Origin of the sequence: Kitasatospora sp. NPDC048239, assembly GCF_043202015.1 — a bacterium.
GTDB lineage: Bacteria > Actinomycetota > Actinomycetes > Streptomycetales > Streptomycetaceae > Kitasatospora.
In genome coordinates this window covers 206,365-226,183 of record NZ_JBICZP010000006.1, presented here as the reverse complement: position 1 = coordinate 226,183, position 19,819 = coordinate 206,365, and the positions used below count along the sequence as shown (strand labels likewise).

The 19,819-nt window shown below is 73.6% G+C and carries 21 protein-coding genes and 1 riboswitch; of the genes, 5 read left to right on the top strand and 16 right to left on the bottom strand.

Annotated elements, in window-relative coordinates; all coding sequences use genetic code 11:
• Positions 1 to 17: 17 nt before the first annotated feature.
• Positions 18 to 212, bottom strand: a riboswitch (cobalamin riboswitch).
• A 95-nt stretch (positions 213 to 307) separates the two neighbouring features.
• The gene (locus tag ACGFZP_RS18635; protein WP_392933930.1) at positions 308 to 709 is read left to right on the top strand and encodes an ArsR/SmtB family transcription factor; all 402 of its coding nucleotides are present in this window, start codon (positions 308 to 310) and stop codon (positions 707 to 709) included.
• A gap of 71 nt (positions 710 to 780) precedes the next feature.
• Here the strand turns inward: ACGFZP_RS18635 and ACGFZP_RS18630 are convergent, their stop codons facing one another.
• Complete coding sequence (locus ACGFZP_RS18630) at positions 781 to 1,260, bottom strand: SRPBCC family protein (RefSeq protein ID WP_392933928.1); 480 nt, start codon at positions 1,258 to 1,260, stop codon at positions 781 to 783.
• Positions 1,257 to 1,736 carry an RNA polymerase sigma factor gene (locus tag ACGFZP_RS18625; protein ID WP_392933925.1) on the bottom strand — a complete coding sequence of 160 codons (480 nt, stop codon included), beginning with the start codon at positions 1,734 to 1,736 and terminating at the stop codon, positions 1,257 to 1,259. Before ACGFZP_RS18625 ends, ACGFZP_RS18630 begins: the two co-directional genes overlap by 4 nt.
• Before the next feature lie 171 nt (positions 1,737 to 1,907).
• Here ACGFZP_RS18625 and ACGFZP_RS18620 point away from each other — a divergent pair, with 171 nt between their 5' ends.
• Positions 1,908 to 2,369, top strand: a complete 462-nt coding sequence (locus ACGFZP_RS18620) for a DUF3995 domain-containing protein (RefSeq protein WP_392933922.1) — start codon at positions 1,908 to 1,910, stop codon at positions 2,367 to 2,369.
• Positions 2,370 to 2,465: 96 nt separating this feature from the next.
• On the opposite strand, the gene ACGFZP_RS18615 is transcribed toward ACGFZP_RS18620, so the two are convergent.
• The 8 genes from ACGFZP_RS18615 to mltG (ACGFZP_RS18580) form a co-directional block, all read right to left on the bottom strand.
• The gene (locus ACGFZP_RS18615) at positions 2,466 to 3,275 is read right to left on the bottom strand and encodes an Fpg/Nei family DNA glycosylase (RefSeq protein ID WP_392933920.1); all 810 of its coding nucleotides are present in this window, start codon (positions 3,273 to 3,275) and stop codon (positions 2,466 to 2,468) included.
• Between the two features lie 79 nt (positions 3,276 to 3,354).
• A complete protein-coding gene (locus ACGFZP_RS18610; RefSeq protein WP_392934676.1) occupies positions 3,355 to 4,257 on the bottom strand; it encodes an AAA family ATPase in 903 nt (300 codons plus the stop codon).
• Between the two features lie 151 nt (positions 4,258 to 4,408).
• Positions 4,409 to 4,837: a type II 3-dehydroquinate dehydratase gene (locus tag ACGFZP_RS18605; protein WP_392934673.1), complete on the bottom strand. Its 429-nt coding sequence runs from the start codon at positions 4,835 to 4,837 to the stop codon at positions 4,409 to 4,411.
• A gap of 8 nt (positions 4,838 to 4,845) precedes the next feature.
• Positions 4,846 to 5,934: a 3-dehydroquinate synthase gene (gene aroB, locus ACGFZP_RS18600; RefSeq protein ID WP_392933918.1), complete on the bottom strand. Its 1,089-nt coding sequence runs from the start codon at positions 5,932 to 5,934 to the stop codon at positions 4,846 to 4,848.
• Positions 5,927 to 6,448, bottom strand: coding sequence for a shikimate kinase (locus ACGFZP_RS18595; protein WP_392933915.1), 522 nt, complete (start codon positions 6,446 to 6,448; stop codon positions 5,927 to 5,929). The genes aroB and ACGFZP_RS18595 overlap by 8 nt, the downstream gene beginning before the upstream one ends.
• Entirely contained in the window at positions 6,445 to 7,629 is a 1,185-nt protein-coding gene (aroC, locus tag ACGFZP_RS18590; RefSeq protein ID WP_392933913.1) for a chorismate synthase, read from the bottom strand. Before aroC ends, ACGFZP_RS18595 begins: the two co-directional genes overlap by 4 nt.
• Positions 7,630 to 7,819: 190 nt before the next feature.
• Complete coding sequence (locus tag ACGFZP_RS18585; protein WP_392933911.1) at positions 7,820 to 8,650, bottom strand: shikimate dehydrogenase; 831 nt, start codon at positions 8,648 to 8,650, stop codon at positions 7,820 to 7,822.
• Between the two features lie 34 nt (positions 8,651 to 8,684).
• Positions 8,685 to 10,127 carry an endolytic transglycosylase MltG gene (mltG, locus tag ACGFZP_RS18580; protein WP_392933909.1) on the bottom strand — a complete coding sequence of 481 codons (1,443 nt, stop codon included), beginning with the start codon at positions 10,125 to 10,127 and terminating at the stop codon, positions 8,685 to 8,687.
• Between mltG (ACGFZP_RS18580) and ACGFZP_RS18575 the strand changes: the two genes are divergently transcribed.
• Positions 10,113 to 10,652, top strand: a complete 540-nt coding sequence (locus ACGFZP_RS18575; protein WP_392933906.1) for a hypothetical protein — start codon at positions 10,113 to 10,115, stop codon at positions 10,650 to 10,652. The two genes, mltG (ACGFZP_RS18580) and ACGFZP_RS18575, sit on opposite strands and share 15 nt — an antisense overlap.
• Positions 10,653 to 10,800: 148 nt before the next feature.
• Here the strand turns inward: ACGFZP_RS18575 and mltG (ACGFZP_RS18570) are convergent, their stop codons facing one another.
• The 5 genes from mltG (ACGFZP_RS18570) to ACGFZP_RS18550 all read right to left on the bottom strand — a co-directional run bounded on the left by mltG (ACGFZP_RS18570) (position 10,801) and on the right by ACGFZP_RS18550 (position 16,222).
• Positions 10,801 to 12,057 (bottom strand): endolytic transglycosylase MltG, encoded by a 1,257-nt coding sequence (mltG, locus tag ACGFZP_RS18570; RefSeq protein WP_392933904.1) that lies wholly within the window; start codon positions 12,055 to 12,057, stop codon positions 10,801 to 10,803.
• Positions 12,058 to 12,146: 89 nt separating this feature from the next.
• Positions 12,147 to 12,632, bottom strand: a complete 486-nt coding sequence (gene ruvX, locus ACGFZP_RS18565) for a Holliday junction resolvase RuvX (RefSeq protein WP_392933902.1) — start codon at positions 12,630 to 12,632, stop codon at positions 12,147 to 12,149.
• Positions 12,632 to 15,301 (bottom strand): alanine--tRNA ligase, encoded by a 2,670-nt coding sequence (gene alaS, locus ACGFZP_RS18560; protein WP_392933899.1) that lies wholly within the window; start codon positions 15,299 to 15,301, stop codon positions 12,632 to 12,634. The genes ruvX and alaS overlap by 1 nt, the downstream gene beginning before the upstream one ends.
• Positions 15,301 to 15,741 carry a DUF6167 family protein gene (locus ACGFZP_RS18555; protein ID WP_392933897.1) on the bottom strand — a complete coding sequence of 147 codons (441 nt, stop codon included), beginning with the start codon at positions 15,739 to 15,741 and terminating at the stop codon, positions 15,301 to 15,303. Before ACGFZP_RS18555 ends, alaS begins: the two co-directional genes overlap by 1 nt.
• A gap of 4 nt (positions 15,742 to 15,745) precedes the next feature.
• The gene (locus ACGFZP_RS18550; RefSeq protein ID WP_392933895.1) at positions 15,746 to 16,222 is read right to left on the bottom strand and encodes a DUF948 domain-containing protein; all 477 of its coding nucleotides are present in this window, start codon (positions 16,220 to 16,222) and stop codon (positions 15,746 to 15,748) included.
• A 228-nt stretch (positions 16,223 to 16,450) separates the two neighbouring features.
• Between ACGFZP_RS18550 and ACGFZP_RS18545 the strand changes: the two genes are divergently transcribed.
• Both ACGFZP_RS18545 and ACGFZP_RS18540 read left to right on the top strand, forming a co-directional pair.
• Positions 16,451 to 18,664 (top strand): ATP-binding protein, encoded by a 2,214-nt coding sequence (locus tag ACGFZP_RS18545; protein ID WP_392933893.1) that lies wholly within the window; start codon positions 16,451 to 16,453, stop codon positions 18,662 to 18,664.
• A gap of 80 nt (positions 18,665 to 18,744) precedes the next feature.
• Positions 18,745 to 19,038 carry a tetratricopeptide repeat protein gene (locus ACGFZP_RS18540; RefSeq protein WP_392934670.1) on the top strand — a complete coding sequence of 98 codons (294 nt, stop codon included), beginning with the start codon at positions 18,745 to 18,747 and terminating at the stop codon, positions 19,036 to 19,038.
• A 92-nt stretch (positions 19,039 to 19,130) separates the two neighbouring features.
• Here the strand turns inward: ACGFZP_RS18540 and rpsD are convergent, their stop codons facing one another.
• Entirely contained in the window at positions 19,131 to 19,745 is a 615-nt protein-coding gene (gene rpsD, locus ACGFZP_RS18535; RefSeq protein WP_063346792.1) for a 30S ribosomal protein S4, read from the bottom strand.
• Positions 19,746 to 19,819 lie beyond the last annotated feature (74 nt).

Sequence of the window (19,819 nt, the reverse complement as noted above, 5' to 3'; positions counted from 1 at the left end):
CAGCACCTCGTGGAATGACGTTCGTGAGATGCCGTGGCCGGTCTCCTGGCTTACGGGGCGTCCTTATCCGCCTTCCCAGGTGCGCGAGGCACCCAGTGGCGTCGTGGATACGGACGACTCCCCCCGATCACAGTGGCGAGGGCCGCTCCGGACTGGGGACCTCTGAAGGTCCGTCACCGGTCTTCCCGAGCACCACGGCGGGCAACACCGTAGGGCCCCCGCAAGCACCCTTGCAAGGCTGCGCACCTGCGCAGGTGTCCAGGATCACAGCCCGGCGGCCATCGGGGGCGGCTGCAAGAATGGGCCCATGCATCTCGTACCGGCCGACCGCGCGGGCCAGCGCACCATCGACGGGCACCGGGTCTGCGAGGCCATCGCCGCGATCGGCGACACCGCGCACGTCCGCTCCTGGGCCGAGCGGTTCTCCCTGCTCGCCGATCCCGGCCGGCTCGCCCTGCTGCTCGCCCTGCACCGGGCCGGCCCGCTCGCCGTCAGCGATCTGGCCGTGGCCACCGGGATGCGCGATCCGGCCGTCTCCCAGGCGCTGCGGCTGCTCCGCACGGCCGGCGCCGTCACCGGCGACAAGGACGGACGCGTGGTGCGCTACCGGCTCGTGGACGACACCATGCGCCCCCTGCTCGACGAGTGCGCCGCCGCCGAACACCACGAGCCCGTCATCGAGCAGCCCGGGCCGGCCGCCACGGGGTGACCCGTCCTCCGCCGCGCTCCCCGGGCGCCGTCCCTCCCGGGTGTGGACCAGGCCACTGAGCCGAACCGCCCTCAGCCCTCCCGGACCAGGCGTTCGAAGCGGCGCAGCGAACGGCCTGCCAGCGGCTCGGTGACGGGGTGGAGCGCGCGGCCGAGCAGGGCCGCGCCGGGCAGCCGGAACGCCCCGAGGAAGGCGAAGCGGGTGCCGTCCGGCTCGGGCCTCGCGGCCAGACCCCCGAGCAGGAAGCGGCTGCGCATCAGGCACCAGCCCGGCGCCTGCTCGACGTCGAAGCGGGCGCGCAGACGGGAGTGGCCGACCACCAGGGCCTGCCGGCGGCCCTGCGCCGGGCCCTCGCCGAGGCGGACCGACCGGATGTCGGGCAGCCAGCGCGGCAGTCGGCCCTCCAGGTCCGCGGCCACCGCCCAGACCTGGTCGAACGGGACGTCGATCACCGTCTCGTGGACGGCGCCGCCCGGGGTGGCGGCGGCGATGACGTGCAGACGGCGGACCGGGTCGAAGTCGGCCACCGGCCAGGGGATGCGCTCGGTCACTGCTGCCACGCCCTTCGGAAGCTGAGTCGGGCCCGGGACAGCCGGGACTTCACGGTGCCGGCCGCCACGCCCAGCAGGTCGGCGGTGGCCCGTTCGTCCAGGCCCTCGATGTCGCGCAGCACCAGGACGGCGCGGTGCTCGGGGGTGAGCCGGGCGAGGACGTCCTCGATGTCGGCGGCAAGCTGCGGATCGCCGGGGCGGGGCAGCTCGGAGAGGTCGGCGGGGACGCAGCGGGCGACCCTCCGCACGTGCCGGACCGCCTCGCGGACGGCGATCGAGCGGACCCAGCCGAACAGCGCGGCCGGGTCCTTGAGCTGGCGCAGCCGGCGGAACACCGCGATCAGCGCCTCCTGGGTCGCGTCCGGCCCGTCGTCCAGCGCGATCGGACCGCAGAGCCGGCGCACGTACGGCGTGACCAGCTCCAGCAGCTCGCTGACGGCCAGCTGGTCGCCACGCTGGGCGGCACGGACCAGCACGGCGGTATCCGTTGGGGTGTCGGGACCATCCACGTCCGATCAGAGGCGCCGAAACCGCCGGACGTTCCCTCGTCCGCACCGCTTTCCACTGTGACGCTCGCCACGGGAACGTCCGCCCGCCGGGGCGGCTCCTGTGGGGCGACACACTGCCGGGACACCTGAGGGGCCGTCATGAACCGCCGCCGTACCGCCGCGCTCGCCATCGCCACCGTGCTCGCCGCCGACGGGCTGCTGCACGTCTACTGGGCCACCGGCCGCACCTGGCCGGCGCCGGACACCGCGGCGCTCTCGCAGCTGGTGCTCAACGCCGACGTGCCGTTCACGCCGCGGGTGGTGCTGCCGCTCGCCGCGCTGCTGTTCTCGGGCGCCGCGCTGGTGGCGGCCCGCGGCGGGGTACTGCCCGCCACCGCGCGCCGACTGCCGGCCCTCGCCCTGCGGTGGGGTCCGCGCGCGGTGGCCGGCGGACTGCTCGCGCGCGGACTGGCGGGGCTGGTCTGGGCGGCCGGGATCGGCGCCGAGACCGACTCGGCCTTCTACCGGCTCAACCTGGCCGTCTACACGCCGCTCTGCCTGGCCGGCGCCGCGGCCGCGTGGACGGTGGCCCGTGGCGCCGGGCAGCGTGCGTCGTGCTGACCACCCCTCACCAGGTCCTGTTCGGCCCGCCCCCGGCACAGGGGTGTCCGGGTGCGCACCGGGCGGTCAGGACGCGCCCGGTCAGGACGCGCCCGGTCAGACCCGCTGGCAGCCCGGGCACCAGAACAGGTTGCGCGCGGCGTGCGCCTCCGTCCGCACGTCGGTACCGCAGACCAGGCAGGGCATCGCGGCCCGGCGGTAGACGTAGACCTCGCCGCCGTGGTCGTCGACCCGCGGGGGCCGGCCCATCGCCTCGGGGGTGTGCTCCGGCCGGACGGTGTCGATCCGGCCCGCGCCCGCCCCCTCGCGCATCAGGTCGACCAGGTCGGCCCAGATGGCGTCCCACTCGGCGCGGCGCAGGTCGCGCCCGGCCCGGTGCGGGCTGATGCCCAGCCGGAACAGCACCTCGGCGCGGTAGACGTTGCCGACCCCGGCCAGCACCTTCTGGTCCATCAGCAGTGCGGCGACCGTCGTGCGACTGCCGGATATCCGCCGCCAGGCGAGCTCCGGATCGGCGTCCGCGCGCAGCGGGTCGGGCCCGAGCCGGGCGGCGACGGCGGCCTTCTCGGCCCCGGTGATCAGCGCACAGGTGTTGGGGCCGCGCAGGTCGGCATAGCCCTCGTCGTTCTCCAGCCGGAGCCGGACCAGCCCCACCGGCTCGGGCGCGGGGCCCTGGGCGAAGGTGAAGCCGCCGTAGAGGCCGAGGTGGATGTGCACCCAGGCGCCCTCCTCGAACCCGAGGAAGAGGTGTTTGCCGGTGGCCTCGGCCTCGGCCAGCACCTGGCCGTCGATCACGGCGGCGTCGTCCGCGAACCGGCCCTGCGGGCTGGACACCCGGACGGGGCGGCCGCCGAAGGCCGTACGGTTCTCGGCGGCGAGACGGTGGATGATGTGGCCTTCCGGCACGGGCGTCGGCTCCCCCCGTTGGTTCGACTGGACGCGTCCATCATCGCAGTCGGCACCGACACTCCGGCCGGGCCGGCGGTCAGCGGACCGGGATCCCCCTCAGCCGGGCCAGAATGACCCGGTCCAGCTCGGCGGCGGTGGCGGCGACGTCCAGGTGGGAGTTGTCGATGATCGGCAGCCCCGAGTTGTACCAGCCCGCCATCCGCCCGTGGATCCGGGCCACCTCCTCGTCGCTGAGGCGGCGGTTGCCGCTGCGCCGGGCGTTGCGGCTGAGCACCGAGTCCAGGCTGGGCAGCAGCACCACGGGGATCATCCCGGGGCCGATGTGCCGCTTCCAGCCGCCGAGGCCGATCGCCGGGCGGTCGGGGAAGACGGCGTCGTCGATGATGCAGGAGATGCCGTTGGCGAGGTAGTTGCGGCAGGCGAAGCCGCAGGTCCGACGGGCCAGCCGGTACTGCGCCTCGGAGGCGTTGTTCCAGCCGGACTGCGGGTTGGCGAAGCCGGCCTGCACCCACTCGCGGACGTCGTCCAGGCTGATGTGCGCGGTCGGGGTGGGGCGGCGCTCGGCCCAGTGCCGGGCGACGGTGGTCTTCCCGGCGCCGGCCGGGCCGATCAGCAGGACGGCCAGCGGGCCGGCAGGCGTGTGCTGCTGCGGCGGGTGGGCCGGGAGCTGCACGGGTGCGCCGGAGGGCAGCAGGAAGTGCCCGGTCGACCCCGCGGGCACCGGCGCGCTCGGCGCCGGCCGGGCGGCGGCGGGCACCGGAACGCCGACGGGCGGGGCGGGCGGCGGCGGGACCGGCGGCACGGCGCCCGGGGGCACCGGACCGGGAGGCACGGCGCCCGGGGGCACCGGGGCGGGCGGCGCCGGCGGGTGGCCGCCGTACCCGGGCTGCGGCGCGGCGGTGGCGGTACCGGGGTACGCCGGGGCCGGCGGAGCGACGGGACGTGGGGGGAGCTCTCCACCCCCGGAGTACTGCGTCACGGTCACCTCCCGACATCTTTCAGCGGGGACACTACACGGCGGCCCGGCGGCGGGCACAGTCCGCCGCCGGGCCGACGCCGGGCCGTCGGCAGGCCGCTGACCAGGGCTCAGCCCCGGATCACCCGGGAGTCACCGGGGGGTCACCGGGCGGTCAGCGCGTGGTGAGCTGCTCGGCGAGGGCGCGCAGGGCCAGTTCGTACGAGCCGAGGCCGAAGCCGGCGATGGTGCCGGAGGCGACCGCGGCGATGACCGAGGTGTGCCGGAAGACCTCCCGCGCGTACGGGTTGGAGATGTGCACCTCGATCAGCGGCGCGGTCCGCTGGGAGGCGGCGTCGCGCATCGCGTACGAGTAGTGGGTGAAGGCACCCGGGTTGATCACCACGGGCACCCCGCCGTCGGCCGCCTCGTGCAGCCACTCCACCATCTGCTGCTCGGAGTTGGTCTCGTGCACCTCGACGTCGAAGCCGAACTCGCGGCCGAGCGCGGTGCAGCGCTCGACCAGCCCGGCGTACGAGGTGGCACCGTAGACGTCCGGCTCGCGGCTGCCGAGCCGGCCGAGGTTGGGGCCGTTGAGCACCATCACCCTGGTCACGCGGAGACCTCCGCGTAGGCCGCGACCAGCAGCGACGGGTCGGGGCCCTCCAGGACGGAGGTCTTGCCCAGACCGTCCAGGACGATGAAGCGGATCAGGTCGCCGCGCGACTTCTTGTCGATCTTCATGGCGTCCAGCAGCTTCGGCCAGGCGTCCGCACGGTAGGTCAGCGGCAAGCCGACCGAGCCCAGCACCGCGCGGTGGCGGTCGGCGGTCTCGTCGTCCAGCCGCCCGGCCAGCCGGCCGAGCTCGGCGGCGAACACCATGCCGATGGAGATCGCCGCGCCGTGCCGCCACTTGTAGCGCTCGTTGCGCTCGATGGCGTGCCCGAGGGTGTGGCCGTAGTTGAGGATCTCCCGCAGGCCGGACTCCTTGAGGTCCCCGGAGACCACGTCGGCCTTGACCTGGATGGCCCGCTGGATCAGCTCGACGGTGTGCGGCCCGGACGGGGTCTTCGCGCCCTCCGGGTCGGCCTCGACCAGGTCGAGGATGGCCGGGTCGGCGATGAAGCCGCACTTGATGACCTCGGCGAGCCCGGACACGTAGTCGTGCTTCGGGACGGTCTCCAGGGTGTCGAGGTCCGCCAGCACGCCCACCGGCGGGTGGAAGGCGCCGACCATGTTCTTGCCCTCGGCGATGTTGATGCCGGTCTTGCCGCCGACCGCCGCGTCGACCATGCCGAGCAGCGTGGTGGGCATGGAGACCCAGCGCACCCCGCGCAGCCAGGTCGCGGCGACGAAGCCGGCCAGGTCGGTGGTGGCGCCGCCGCCCAGCCCGACGACCACGTCGCTGCGGGTGAACCCGGTCTGCCCGAGCACCGACCAGCAGTACGCGGCGACCTCGGCGCTCTTCGCCTCCTCGGCGTTGGGCACCTGGAGGACGATCGCCTCGTAGCCCTCGCCGAGCAGGTCCTCGCGGATCGCGTCCGCGGTGGCCTCCAGCGCCTCCGGGTGGATGATCGCCACCCGCCGCGCCCGGGTGCCGATCAGCGGCGCCAGCTCGCCGAGCAGCTGGTGCCCGATCAGCACGTCGTACGGGTCGTGGCCGGCGCTGCCGCCGACGTGAATCCTGACGGTGTCAGTCATGGGGGGTCTTCAGCTCCAGTGCTTCCAGTACGGCGTCCGCGACCTGTTCGGGCGTGCGTCCGGCGGTGTCGACGACGGCGGTGGCCACCTCCAGGTAGAGGGGGCGGCGGGCCTCCATCAGCTCGCGCCAGCGGGCCCGGGGGTTGACGGCCAGCAGCGGGCGGGGGGCGTCCAGGCCGACCCGCTTGACCGCGTCGGCCAGCGGGACCTCCAGGAAGGCCACTGGCAGGTCGCGCAGCAGCGTGCGGGTGGCCTCGGCCAGCACCGCGCCGCCGCCGAGCGCCAGCACGCCGCCGTGGGACTCGGCGGCGGTGCGCACGGCCGCCGTCTCCAGCGCGCGGAAGTGCGGCTCGCCCTCGTCGATGAAGATCTCCGGGATCGGCTTGCCGGCCAGCTGCTCGATGTCGGCGTCGGTGTCCCGGAAGCCGACGCCGAGGCGCTCGGCGAGGGCCCGCCCGACGGTGGACTTGCCACTGCCGGGCGGGCCGACCAGCACCACCAGGGGTGCGGTCATCGGACGATCAGGTTGTCCAGGTAGCCCTGGACGTTGCGGCGGGTCTCGGAGACGTGGTCGCCGCCGAACTTCTCGCTCACCGCGTCGGCCAGCACCAGCGCGACCATCGCCTCGGCGACGATGCCGGCGGCCGGCACGGCGCACACGTCGGAGCGCTGGTGGTGGGCCTTGGCCGGCTCGCCGGTGCGCACGTCCAGGGTCTGCAGGGCGCGCGGGACGGTGGCGATCGGCTTCATCGCCGCGCGGACCCGCAGCAGCTCACCGGTGGAGAGGCCGCCCTCGGTGCCGCCCGAGCGGCCGGAGGTGCGCTTGATGCCCTCGGTGGTCGGCACGATCTCGTCGTGCGCCTGCGAGCCGGGGACGCGGGCCAGGTCGAAGCCGTCGCCGACCTCGACGCCCTTGATCGCCTGGATGCCCATCAGCGCGGCGGCCAGCCGCGCGTCCAGGCGGCGGTCCCAGTGCACGTGCGAGCCGAGGCCGACCGGGACGTTGTAGGCCAGCACCTCGACCACGCCGCCGAGGGTGTCGCCGTCCTTGTGGGCCTGGTCGATCTCGGCGACCATCGCCTTCGAGGCGTCCTGGTCCAGGCAGCGCACCGGGTCGGCGTCCAGCCGGGCCTCGTCGGAGGGCACCGGCAGCACGCCGGCCGGGGCCTTGGCGGCCGCCAGCTCCACCACGTGGCTGACGATCTCGATGCCGCAGGTCTCCTTGAGGTACGCGCGGGCGACGGCGCCGAGCGCGACCCGGGCGGCCGTCTCCCGGGCGCTGGCGCGCTCCAGGATCGGGCGGGCCTCGTCGATCGAGTACTTCTGCATGCCGGCGAGGTCGGCGTGGCCGGGGCGCGGGCGGGTCAGCGCCTCGTTGCGGGCCAGTCCGGCCAGCACCTCCGGGTCGATCGGGTCGGCCGACATGACCTGCTCCCACTTCGGCCACTCGGTGTTGCCGACCATGATCGCCACCGGGCTGCCCATGGTCTCGCCGTGCCGGACCCCGCCGAGGAAGGTGACCTCGTCCTGCTCGAACTTCATCCGGGCGCCGCGGCCGTAGCCGAGCCGGCGGCGCGCGAGTGCGTCGGCCACCACCTCGGTGGTGACCGGAACGCCCGCGGGCAGGCCCTCCAGCGTCGCGACGAGTGCGGGGCCGTGCGACTCCCCCGCCGTCAGCCAGCGCAACGTACCCAACGGAGCTCCTTCGTCAGCGGACCGGCCACGGCCCCTGCCGCGGCCCGTCCGGGCGTGCCTTCTCCCCTGAATCCTTTCATGCCCGGAGCACCCCCGGGCGCGGAGTCCGGGTGGCGGACGGCCACCGGCCGGGTGGCGGACGCCTCCCCCGCACGCGGCAGCCGCCGCCCCCGCGCGGCCGTCCCCCGCGCTACCGCCCGGCCAGGGCCGCCTCGCCCGCCGCGCGGACGGCGGCCAGCGGGCCCGGCGTACGGCCGGTGAAGCGCTCGCTCTGCAGGACCGCCTGGTGGACCAGCAGGTCCAGACCGCCCAGGACGGTCGCGCCGTGCTTCGCGCAGGCGGCGGCGAGGGCGGTCGGCCACGGGTGGTACAGCACGTCGAACAGTGCGCCCGGCTCGGCCGTCAGCTCCTGCGCGAAGCCGTCGGTGGCCCCCGCCGGGGTGGTGGAGACGGTCAGCGGGTGCGCCAGCGCCTCCGCTCCGCGCTCCCAGTCGGCCGTCCGGACGGCGACGCCCAGCCGCTCGCCCAGCTCGGCCATCTCCCGGGCCCGCTCCGGGCCGCGCACGTAGACCGTCACCTCGCCGGTGCAGATCTGGGCGAGCGCGGCCAGCGCCGAGGAGGCGGTCGCCCCGGCGCCGAGCACGGCCGCGGCCGGCACCTCGGTGATCCCGCGCTCGCGCAGCGCGTTCACCAGCCCGGGGACGTCGGTGTTGTCCCCGACCCGCCGCCCGTCCGCGGTGAACAGCACGGTGTTCACCGCGTCCACCGAGCGCGCGGTCGCGCTCACCTCGTCCAGCAGCGGGATGACCGCCCGCTTGAGCGGCATGGTGAGCGACAGCCCCGTCCACTCGGCCTCGTCCAGCCCGGCGAGGAAGCCGGGCAGGCCGGCCTCGTCCACCTCGAAGCGGTCGTAGCGCCAGCCGTCCAGACCGAGCGCCGCGAAGGCGGCCCGGTGCAGGTCCGGCGAGAGCGAGTGGGCGATCGGCGAGCCGAGGACGGCTGCCCGGTGCTTGTTGGTCAACGCTGCTTCTCCGTGAACGGCGGTGCGGTGGCGGCTACTTGGCGGTGGTGCAGTGACCGCCCACCTTGTCGAAGCCCTGACCGGCCGCCTTGCAGTACTGCTCGACGTAGCCGAAGTGCTCCTTGTCCGTCTCCGAGAACTCGGTACGGGTGGGGGACATCGCGATGAAGTACAGCCACTTGCCCTCGGCCGGGTTGAGCACCGCCTTGATCGCGTCGTCGCCCGGGTTGGAGATCGGCCCAGGCGGCAGGCCCGGGTTGATGTAGGTGTTGTACTTGTTGGACCCGTCCTGGATGTCCTTCTTGTCCAGCTGCTTGCGCCCGAGCGCGTACTGGAGCGTGGTGTCCATGCCGAGCGTGTGGTTGACGGTGGCGCTGGCCAGCCGGTTCTGGATGGTCCTGGCCATCTTGGCGAAGTCGGTCGGGTTGTTGCCCTCGCGCTGCAGGATGCTTGCCTCGATGAGCACCTCGTAGCCGTTCTTGAGGCCCGCCTTGGAGGCCTCCCCGTCCAGGCTCGCGTACTTCTCGGTGGCGTTCTTCACCATCTGCTTGAGCAGGTCCTCGGGCTTCATGCCGTCGGCGATGTTGTAGCGCGTCGGCCAGAGGAAGCCCTCGATGTTGCCGTTCGCGTAGGGCGGCAGGCCGAGGCCGGCCACCTGGGCCTTGGCGACGCCCGCCGTGGTGCCCTTCTGCAGCTTCAGCTTGTCGTCGATCTTGGCGTAGACCTCGGTGGAGTTGAGGCCTTCGGGCAGCACCAGGGCGGCGCCGCCGGCCTGGTCGACCAGGGCCTGGAAGGCGGACGAGGCCGACATCTCCTTCTTCAGGGCGTAGAAGCCCGGCTGGATGCCCTTGCACTTGGCGTCGTTGTCGCAGACGTTGGTGTAAGCCTTGACGCTCTTCACCACGCCGGCGTTCTTCAGCGAGATGCCCACCTGGCCGCCGGTGGCGCCCTGCTTGACCTCGATCTGGACGCTGCCGGTGCCCTCGCCCTTGAAGTCCGGCGGCGGGCCGAAGTGGTCCTGGTAGAAGCCGTAGCCCCACCAGCCGCCCGCCGCGACGCCGCCCATCAGGACCAGCGCGACCACCAGGCAGGCGCCGCCGTTGCGCCGACCGGACTTCTTGCCCTTCTCCTTGCGCTTCTTCTTGCCCTCGCGGGAGTTGTCCTCCTCGCCGAGGAAGCCGCCCTGCTCGTCCTCGGCGCCCTCGACGTAGTCGTCGTGGTGGCCGTCCCACTCCTCCTCGGCCGGCTCGGGCTCCGCCTCGACCGGGTGGCCGCCGGCCTCCAGCGCGGCGGCCTCGGCCTCCCAGTCGATGCCGTCCGGGCCGACGCCGGCCGGCTGCGCGGCCTGCGGCCGGCGCTGGGCCGGGGACTGCGCGCCGACCTGCGGCCGACCGGGCTGCTGCTGGCCCGGCATCGGCTGGCCCTGCTGCCCGGGCATCGGCTGCCCCTGCTGCTGGCCGGGGTGCTGGCCCTGCATCGGCTGCCCCTGCATCGGCTGGCCCTGCTGGCCGGGGTGCTGCCCCTGCTGCTGCCCCGCCTGCGGCGGGAAGCCCTGCTGCGGCTGCCCCTGCTGCGGGTACCCCTGGAAGTTCTGCTGCTGGCCGGGGAAGCCCTGCTCCCCCGGGAAGCCCTGCTGGGGGTAACCCTGCTGCTCGCCCTGGTACCCCTGCTGACCGGAGTAGCCCTGTCCCTGCTGCGGGTACCCCTGCTGACCGCCGTACTGCTGCTGCTGACCCTGCTGCGGCATCGGCTGTCCGTACTGCTGCTGCTGACCCTGGGCGCCGCCGGGGTAGCCCTGCTGGGCATAGCCCTGCTGGCCGCCGTACTGCTGCTGCATCTGCTGCCCGTAAGGCTGCTGACCCTGCTGGCCCTGCTGGGGATGCTGCTGCCACTGGCCGTCCTGCTGGCCGGGGACCGGCTGCTGACCGCCGTACCCCGGATCGCCGGGGTGCCACGGCTCGGAGCCCTGGGGGCCGTAGCCCCCACCCAGATCGGTCATTGATCCCCTTATACCGACGGAGACGGCCGGCGGATCGGACCGGCCGTCCGGGACGGCGTCCCGGATTGTTCTCGAACCGGCGTGCTACTGCATCGCCTGGAGGGAGACGTTACCGTACCGCAGAGCTGCCCCCGGCAGGGCGGACGCCGTCTCAGTGCCCCGCCGGATCCGGTGACCCACCCGTCGGGGCACCGCTCGGGGCTCCGGCCGAAGCCGCCGGGGAGGAGGCCGCCGCGGCGCTCGCCGACGCCGCCCGGACGGCGTTGAACTCCGCCACGTTGCGCTGCTGCACGTCGAAGCTGTCGGTGAACCGGGTGTCCCCCGGCTTCACGGTGACGAAGTACAGCCAGTCGCCCTGCGCCGGGTCGACCGCCGCCATGATCGCCTGCCGCCCCGGGTTGCCGATCGGCGTCGGCGGCAGCCCGGCGTGCTGGTAGGTGTTGTACGGCGAGTCCAGCCTGGTGTCGGTGACGGTGGTGTTCAGCGTCGAACGGCCGAGCGCGTAGTTGATGGTCGAGTCCAGCTGCAGCGGCATGTTCTTCGCCAGCCGGTTGTAGATCACCCGGGCCACCTTGGCCATGTCCTCGGTGTTGTCCGCCTCGCCCTGGACCATGCTCGCGATGGTCACCAGCCCGTACACGCTCTGCCCGAGGTTCTGGGCGACGACCTCCGCGTCGTCCCGGGCGAACTCCTTGCCCGCCCGCTCGACCATCTGCTTCAGCAGGTCGGCCGCGGTGGTGTCGTTGGTGACGCTGTAGGTCGCGGGGAAGAGGTAGCCCTCCGGGCTGCCGTTGGCGAACTCCGGCAGGCCCAGTTCGGCGCCCTGCTCCTGCGCGGTGCGCTGGGTGGTGCCCTCGGGAAGCTGGAGCTTCTTGTCGATCGCCGCGTAGATCTGGTTGCCGCGCCATCCCTCGGGGATGGTCAGGCCGTTGGCGTTGGCCGGGTCGACCAGGACGGCGAGCGCCGAGGCCGCCGACATCTTCTGCCGCAGCGTGTAGGTGCCGGGCTGGATCCGGCCGGCCGCGGCCGCACTGCCCTTCGCCGCCCGGGTGAACGCGAGCGAGCTGGCCACCACCCCGTTGCGCACCAGCGCGGAGGCGATCTGGGTCAGGCCCGCGCCCTCGGGCACGGACACCTGCACCTCGCCGCTGCCGGCGCCCGCGTAGTCGGCGGCGGCCGGCGGCCGCTGCTGGCCCTGCAGCCAGGTGTACCCGGTCAGTCCGGCCCCGCCGAAGACCACGATCAGGGCCAGCGCGGTCAACCCGCAGGCCAGTCCGTTGCGCCGACGGTGCGGATCGGGTGCATCGGAGCGCGGGCGGCGCGCGCCGGGCGGGCGGCCCTCGGGCTCCATCACCGGCGCACCGAGGTGGCCGGGGGTAAGCCCGGGCGTGAAGTCCTGGTCGGTCACTGCGCCCCCTCTGCGGTCCCGGAACGGAGCAAGGGGCCCGTGCGGACGCGTCCGCACGGGCCCCTCACCGGGACGTTAGAACAGAGCGGTCAGCCGACCGCCTCGACGCTCTCACCAGGAGGCCGCCCGCTCACCCGTTCGGACTCAAGGGCGGTCTGCAGGATCACCACCGCGGCGGCCTGGTCGACCACCGAGCGGCCCTTCTTCGCCTTGACCCCGGAGGCCCGCAGGCCGTGGGTCGCGGTGACGGTGGACATCCGCTCGTCGACCAGCCGGACCGGCACCGGGTAGAGCCGGTTCGCCAGCCGCACCGCGTACGCGCGGACCTTCTCCGCCGCCGGCCCCTCCTTGCCGCTGAGCGAGCGCGGCAGGCCGACGATCACCTCCACCGCGTCGTACTCCTCGACGATGGCGGCGATCCGGGCCTGTGACTTCACCCCTGCGGGGACGGTCTCCACCGGTGTGGCGAGCACCCCGTCGGGGTCGCAGGACGCGACCCCGATCCGGGCGTCACCGACGTCGACGGCGATCCGCCGCCCTCGCCGGAAGGGCCGCTCCTGCTCCTGGTCGAACATCAGGAGGCGCGCTCCGCGACCAGGCCGCGCACCGCGGCGATGGCCTCGTCGACCGCGGCCGCGTTGGTGCCGCCGCCCTGGGCGACGTCGTCCTTGCCGCCACCGCCGCCGCCGAGCGTCTTGGCGGCGACCCGGACCAGCTCGCCGGCCTTGATGCCGCGCCCGCGGGCGTCCTCGTTGGTGGCGATCACGGTGAGCGGGCGGTCGTTGGCCACCGTGAAGGCGGCGACCACGGCCGGGCGCGAGCCGAGCCGGCCGCGCACGTCCAGCACCAGCTTGCGCAGCTCGTCCGCGCCGACGCCGTCGGCGACCCGGGCGGCGACCACGGAGACGCCCTGCACGTCCTCGGCCGAGTCGGCGAGACCGGCGGCGGCCGCCAGCACCTTCTCGGCGCGGAAGCGCTCGATCTCCTTCTCGGCGTCCTTGAGCTTGGCGAGCATGCCCGAGATCTTCTCCGGCAGCTCCTCCGGGCGGCCCTTGACCAGCTCGGTCAGCTGGGAGACCACGGTGTGCTCGCGGGCCAGGAACTTGTACGCGTCCACGCCGACCAGCGCCTCGACGCGGCGCACGCCGGAGCCGATCGAGGACTCGCCGAGCAGCTTCACCAGGCCCAGCTGGGCGGTGTTGCCGACGTGCGTGCCACCGCAGAGCTCCTTGGAGAAGTCCCCGATGGTGACGACCCGGACCTCGTCGCCGTACTTCTCGCCGAACATGGCGATGGCGCCGGCCTTGCGGGCCTGGTCCATCGTCATGACCTCGGCGGTGACGTCCAGCTCGCGGGTCAGCACGTCGTTGATCTTCTGCTCGACGTCGACCAGCACGCTGCCGGGCACGGCGGCGGGCGAGCCGAAGTCGAAGCGGAAGCGGCCGGGGGCGTTCTCGGACCCGGCCTGGGCGGCCGTCGGGCCGAGCGCGTCACGCAGCGCCTGGTGGGTCAGGTGGGTGGCCGAGTGGGCGCGGGCGATCGCCCGGCGGCGGTCGATGTCGATGGTGGCGTACGCCGAGGCGCCGAGCACGACCTCGCCGAACAGCACACCGCCGGAGTGCACGATCACCCCGGGCACCGGCTGCTGCACGTCGCGGATCTCCACGACCGCGCCGGACTCCAGCCGGATCCGGCCGTGGTCGGCGAGCTGGCCGCCGCCCTCGGCGTAGAACGGGGTGCGGTCGAGGATGATCTCGACCTCGTCGCCCTCGGTGGCGGCCGGCGCCGGGACGCCGTCCACCAGCAGGCCGACCACGGTGGCCTCGCCCTCGGTGAGGGTGTAGCCGGTGAACGCGCTGGCGCCGGACTTGTCGGCGACCTCGCGGTACGCGGCGACGTCGGCGTGGCCCATCTTCTTGGCCTTGGCGTCCGCCTTGGCGCGGTCCCGCTGCTCCTGCATCAGCCGGCGGAACCCGGCCTCGTCCACCTGGAGGCCCTGCTCCTCGGCCATCTCCAGGGTGAGGTCGATCGGGAAGCCGTAGGTGTCGTGCAGCTTGAACGCCTGCTCGCCGGAGAGCACCGCGCCGCCGGACTGCTTGGTCTCGGTGACCGCGGTGTCCAGCAGGCTGGTGCCGGCCTTCAGGGTCTGCAGGAAGGCCGTCTCCTCGCCGGTGACGACCGTCTCGATGCGCTTGCGGTCGCTCTCCAGCTCCGGGTACTGCGGGGCCATCGCCTTGATGGCGACGTCCGTCAGGTCCTTGGCGACCACACCGGTGGCGCCCAGCAGGCGCATGTTGCGGATGGCGCGGCGCAGGATGCGGCGCAGCACGTAGCCGCGGCCCTCGTTGCCGGGGGTGACGCCGTCGCCGATCAGCATCAGCGCGGTGCGGATGTGGTCGGTGACCACGCGCAGCGAGACGTCCGACTTGTGGTCGGCGCCGTAGGTGTGGCCGGTCAGCTCGGCCGCCCGGTCCAGGATCATCCGGCTGGTGTCGATCTCGAAGAGGTTGTCGACGCCCTGCAGGATGGCGGCGAGGCGCTCCAGGCCGAGGCCGGTGTCGATGTTCTTGCTCGGCAGGTCGCCGAGGATCTCGAAACCGTCCTTGCCGTCACCGTGGCCGCGCTCGTACTGCATGAAGACCAGGTTCCAGATCTCCAGGTAGCGCTCGCCGTTGACCGCCGGGCCGCCCTCCTCGCCGTAGGCGGGGCCGCGGTCGTAGTTGATCTCCGAGCACGGGCCGCACGGGCCGGGGACGCCCATCGACCAGAAGTTGTCCTTCATGCCCAGGCGCTGGATGCGCTCGGAGGGCACGCCGATGACGTCGCGCCAGATCTGCTCGGCCTCGTCGTCGTCCTGGTAGACGGTGATCCAGAGCTTCTCCTTCTCCAGGCCGTAGCCGCCGTCCGCGACGGAGCCGGTGAGCAGCTCCCAGGCGAACTTGATGGCGCCTTCCTTGAAGTAGTCGCCGAAGGAGAAGTTGCCGCACATCTGGAAGAAGGAGCCGTGCCGGGTGGTCTTCCCGACCTCCTCGATGTCCAGGGTGCGCACGCACTTCTGAACGCTGGTGGCGCGCGAGAACTGCGGCTTGACCTCGCCCAGGAAGTACGGCTTGAAGGGCACCATGCCGGCGTTGACCAGCAGCAGGGTGGGGTCGTCGGCGACCAGGGACGCCGACGGAACGACGGTGTGGCCGCGCTCCTCGAAGAAGCGCAGCCAGCGGCGGCGGATCTCTGCCGACTCCATTAGTGGTCCTTCCGGTTCGGGGTACCGCCCGGCTGCGGCAGTGCGCGGCGGGGCGTCTTTTCGATGGCTGGGGTGGTCCGGGCACCGTCGGACGATGCGCGGGCACTGCTGGACGGAGGCAGGGCGGCGGCCGGGCTGCCGGGCGCCGCCGAGATAGCTCGGTACTGCGGCTCACCGCGCAGGACCCTGCGGCGCCGGGGCTCCACGACGGCGGTGCCGTCCAGTCCGAGGTCCTCGCGCAGCTGCTCCTCGCGCTCGGCCATGCCGGCCTTCACGTCCTGCGCGAACCGCTTGGCCGCGTCGCCCAGGTGCAGCGCACTGCGCGCGGCGGTGCCGGAGAGGCTGTCCGGGGTGAGCCGGTGCACGGCCTCGTTGGCCTTGTTCATGGCCCAGACGGTGGCGCCGGCGCCGACCGCCATCCAGAAGATGCGTCGAACCATGCCGTCAGCCCCTCACCGCGCGCCGGACCCTGGCCAGCAGGCCGCCCCTGGGCGCGGTCGCGGCGCGCACCTCGGCCCGGATCAGCCGGGCCAGCTCCTCGCGCTCGCCGGGCTGGGTGGGCAGCGGAAGGGTGCCGTTCTGCTTGGCGACGGCCTTGCGGACGCCGTAGCTGAAGGCCGCGACCTTGACCAGCGGCCCGCCCAGGGTGGCCGCGACGGTGGAGGAGAGCGCGTTGGCGTTGGCGGCGGCGTCCTGCACGTTGGCGGTGATCTCGTCGACCCGCTCCAGCTGCTCGTTGGCGCTGCGCACGGCGGCGCCCGCGTCGGTCAGCAGCGGCACGGCCTGCTCGGTGACCGCGGAGACCAGGACGGTGGCCTCCTTCAGCACCCGCGAGAGCCGTACCAGGACGACGGCGAGCAGGGTGACCAGGACCGCCCAGAACACGGCGACGAGCAACCCGGCCAGCTCTCCCACGGACACCTTGTGCGCTCCCTCGCCTTGCCGTTCTCCAAACGGAACCCTATCGCGCCCGGGCCGGCTTTCCGGACCGGGTTATTCGACGGCGGGCCGTCCGCGAACCGGTCGGGTGTGCGAACGGCGCGCGTAACCTACCCGCTGGTCACCTCGTTCTGCCAGACGGGTCGGCGGATGCCCGGCCCACGGCTCGTTCGGACCGCGACGGTTCGGGCACGGACACGGGAGCAGCGGTTGGCCGGCGACTCGACAGCACGCCCTCGGGAGACGACGCAGCGGCCGCCGGATCCCGCGCCCGGCGGCCTGCCCGCGGAGGTCACCAGCTTCGTCGGGCGCCGGGAGGAGCTGGCCGCGCTGGCCGGACTGCTGGCCGGCGCCCGGCTGGTGACGGTGACCGGGCCGGGCGGGGTCGGCAAGAGCCGGCTGGCGCTGCGCGCGGCGGCCCGGGCGGCGGGCGCCTTCCCGGACGGCGCCTGGCTGGTCGAGGTCTCCCCGGTCCAGGATCCGCTGCTGCTCGGCCACGCCGTCCTGGAGGCGCTGCAGCTGACCGACGGCACCGCGCGGCCGCCGCTGGACATCCTGGCCGAGCGGCTCACCGGGCACCGGCTGCTGATCGTGCTGGACGGCTGCGAGCACCTGGTGGCGGCCTGCGCGGAGCTGGCCGACGCCCTGCTGCGGGCGGTGCCGGGCCTGCGGGTGCTGGCGACCAGCCGCTCGGCGCTGCGCTCGGCGGGCGAGCACCTGCTGACCCTGGCCCCGCTGCCGGTCGGCCCGGGCGCGCCGCCGGACGCGGTCCGGCTGTTCGCCGACCGGGCCCGCGCGGTCCTGCCCTCCTTCGAGCTGACGCCCGCCACCACCGAGGGGATCGCCCAGCTCTGCCACCGCCTGGACGGCATCCCGCTGGCCGTCGAGCTGGCCGCCGGGCGGCTGCGCGCGCTGTCGGTCGAGCAGATCACCGCCCGGCTGGACGACCGCTTCCGGCTGCTCACCGGGGGCGCCCGGACGGCCCTGCCACGACATCAGACGCTCCGGACGACCATCGGCTGGAGTCACGAGCTCTGCACGGTGCAGGAACGTTTACTCTGGGCCCGCCTCTCGGTCTTCGCCGGCGGCTTCGACCTGGAGGCCGCCGAGTACGTCTGCGCCGGCGAGGGCATCGAGCCGGACGAGATGCTCGACCTGCTCGCCGAGCTGGTCGACAAGTCGGTGGCGCTCCGCGAGGACGGCCCCTTCGGGGTCCGCTTCCGGCTGCTGGACACCCTGCGCGACTACGGCGGCCAATGGCTGCGCGCCGCCGGCGACGAGCAGCGGCTGCTGCGCCGCCACCGCGACTGGTACCTGGGCGTCGCCACCTGGGGCGAGGTCGAGTGGTTCGGCCCCCGGCAGGCCGAGACCGCCGAGCGCACCGGACTCGCCCACCCCAACCTCCGTGCGGCGCTGGAGTTCTGCCTGGCCGAACCGGGCGAGGAGCAGCTCGCCCTGCTGCTGGCCGGCACGCTCTGGTTCTACTGGGTCGGCTGCGGCCACCTCGGCGAGGGCCGGCACTGGCTTGACCGCGCGCTCGCCCTGGACCCCGAGCCGACCGAGGCCCGCGCCAAGGCGCTCTGGGTGACCGGCTACATGGCCACCCTGCAGGGCGACCTCGGCTCCGCCCGCCCCGCCCTGGAGGAGTGCCGCCGCCAGGCGCTGGACACCGGCGACGACCGGGCGCTGGCCTACGCCGTCCACCGGCAGGGCTGCGCCGCCCTGATCGGCGACGACCCGGTCCGCGCCGCCGAGCTCTTCGAGGAGGCGCTCTGGCACTACCGGACGATCGGCGAGCTCAACAGCAACGTCCTGATGGCCATGTTCGAACTCGGCATCGCCTACCTGTTCCAGGGGGACCAGGAGAGCGGGGCGCTCTGGCTCGGCCAGGTCCGCGAGCTGTGCGAGGAGCACGGTGAGCAGTGGGCGTACGCGTACGCGCTGTACGCGCTGGCGTACTCGCACTGGCTGAACGGCGACATCCGGCTGGCCCGGTCCTGCGCCCGGGAGAGCGTCCGGCTCAACCACCTCTTCCACGACCTGCTGGGGATCGTGCTGGCGATCGACCTGCTCGCGCTGCTGGAGACCGAGCCCGCCGGTCCGGGCCGGCCCGGCGATCTGCGCGAGGCCCGGGTCCTGCAGGGCGCGGCGCACCGGATCTGGCAGGCGGTGGGCAAACCCTTCTTCGGCTCGCGCACCTTCAACGGGCCGCACCGGGACTGCGAGCAGCGGGCCCGCGCGGGGCTGACCGAGCAGGAGCTCGCGGACCTCTTCGAGTGCGGCGCCCGCCTCGACCTCAACGCGGCGGTCTACCGGGCGCTCGGCGGCGGCCACCCGGACGACCCGAGAGTGCAGTCGGGGCCCTGCCCGCCGCCGCCCGCGCCGGAGCCCTCGCCGGTCAGGAACAGCCGACGGAATAGTTGAAGATTGTCCATTGCTGGAGGGGGCGAGTACCACCGAAAGGAGCGACCGTGGCCACCTACAGCACCGCCGACGAGTACCGCATGGCGACGTTCTACTTCGACTCCAAGGCCTACGCGGACGCCGCCCGCATGCTGGAGGGCGTCCTCGCCGAGGAGCCGGCCAACCTGTCCGTGCGGCTGCTGCTGGCCCGGAGCTACTACCACTCCGCCCAGCTCTCCCGGGCCGAGGCCGAACTGCGCCGGATCCTGGACGCCGACCCGGCCGAGGCCTACGCGCGGCTGATGCTCGGCCGCACCCTGGAGCGCCGGGGCCGCGCCGAGGAGGCCCGCCCGCACCTGCGGCTGGCCGCCGCGATGACCGGCGAGGGCGCATAGCCCGTACGCCGTACGCGCGAAAAGGGGCGAGCCCCCGCCGCCTCGAAAGGCGGCGGGGGCTCGCTGGGTACTGCAGGTGAACCGCTCGCGGGTCAGCGCGAGTAGTACTCGACGACGAGCTGCTCGTCGCAGATCACCGGGACCTCCTTGCGCTGCGGCGCGCGGTCCAGGCGGAAGGCCAGGGCCTTCAGGTTGACCTCGAGGTACTTCGGGGTCTGGCCCTCGCCCGCGTAGCCACCCTCACGGGCGACCTGGAACGGGACCTTCTCCTTGCTGCGCTCGCGAACGGTCACGACGAAGCCCGGCTTCATCTGGTACGACGGCTTGTTGACCTTGCCGCCGTTGACCTCGATGTGGCCGTGGACGACCATCTGGCGGGCCTGGTAGATGGTGCGGGCAATGCCCGAACGCAGCACCAGGGAGTCCAGACGGGTCTCCAGCTCGGCGACGAGCGCCTCACCGGTCTTGCCCTCGGCCTTCTTCGCGCGGTCGAACGCGCGCGCCATCTGCTTCTCGCTCAGGTCGTACTGGGCGCGCAGACGCTGCTTCTCAAGCAGACGGACCTTGTAGTCCGAGTTCTGCTTGCGGCCACGGCCGTGCTGGCCGGGCGGGTACGGGCGGGCCTCGAAGTACTTGACGGACTTCGGGGTCAGCGGCACGCCGAGCGCACGCGCGATCTTGACCTTGGGACGCTTCTGGTTCGCCATGAACCAAACCTTCCTTGCTTATGAATACGGCTTCACCAGGTGTTGACGGAGGTCGCTCCTCGCGGTCCGGAGAA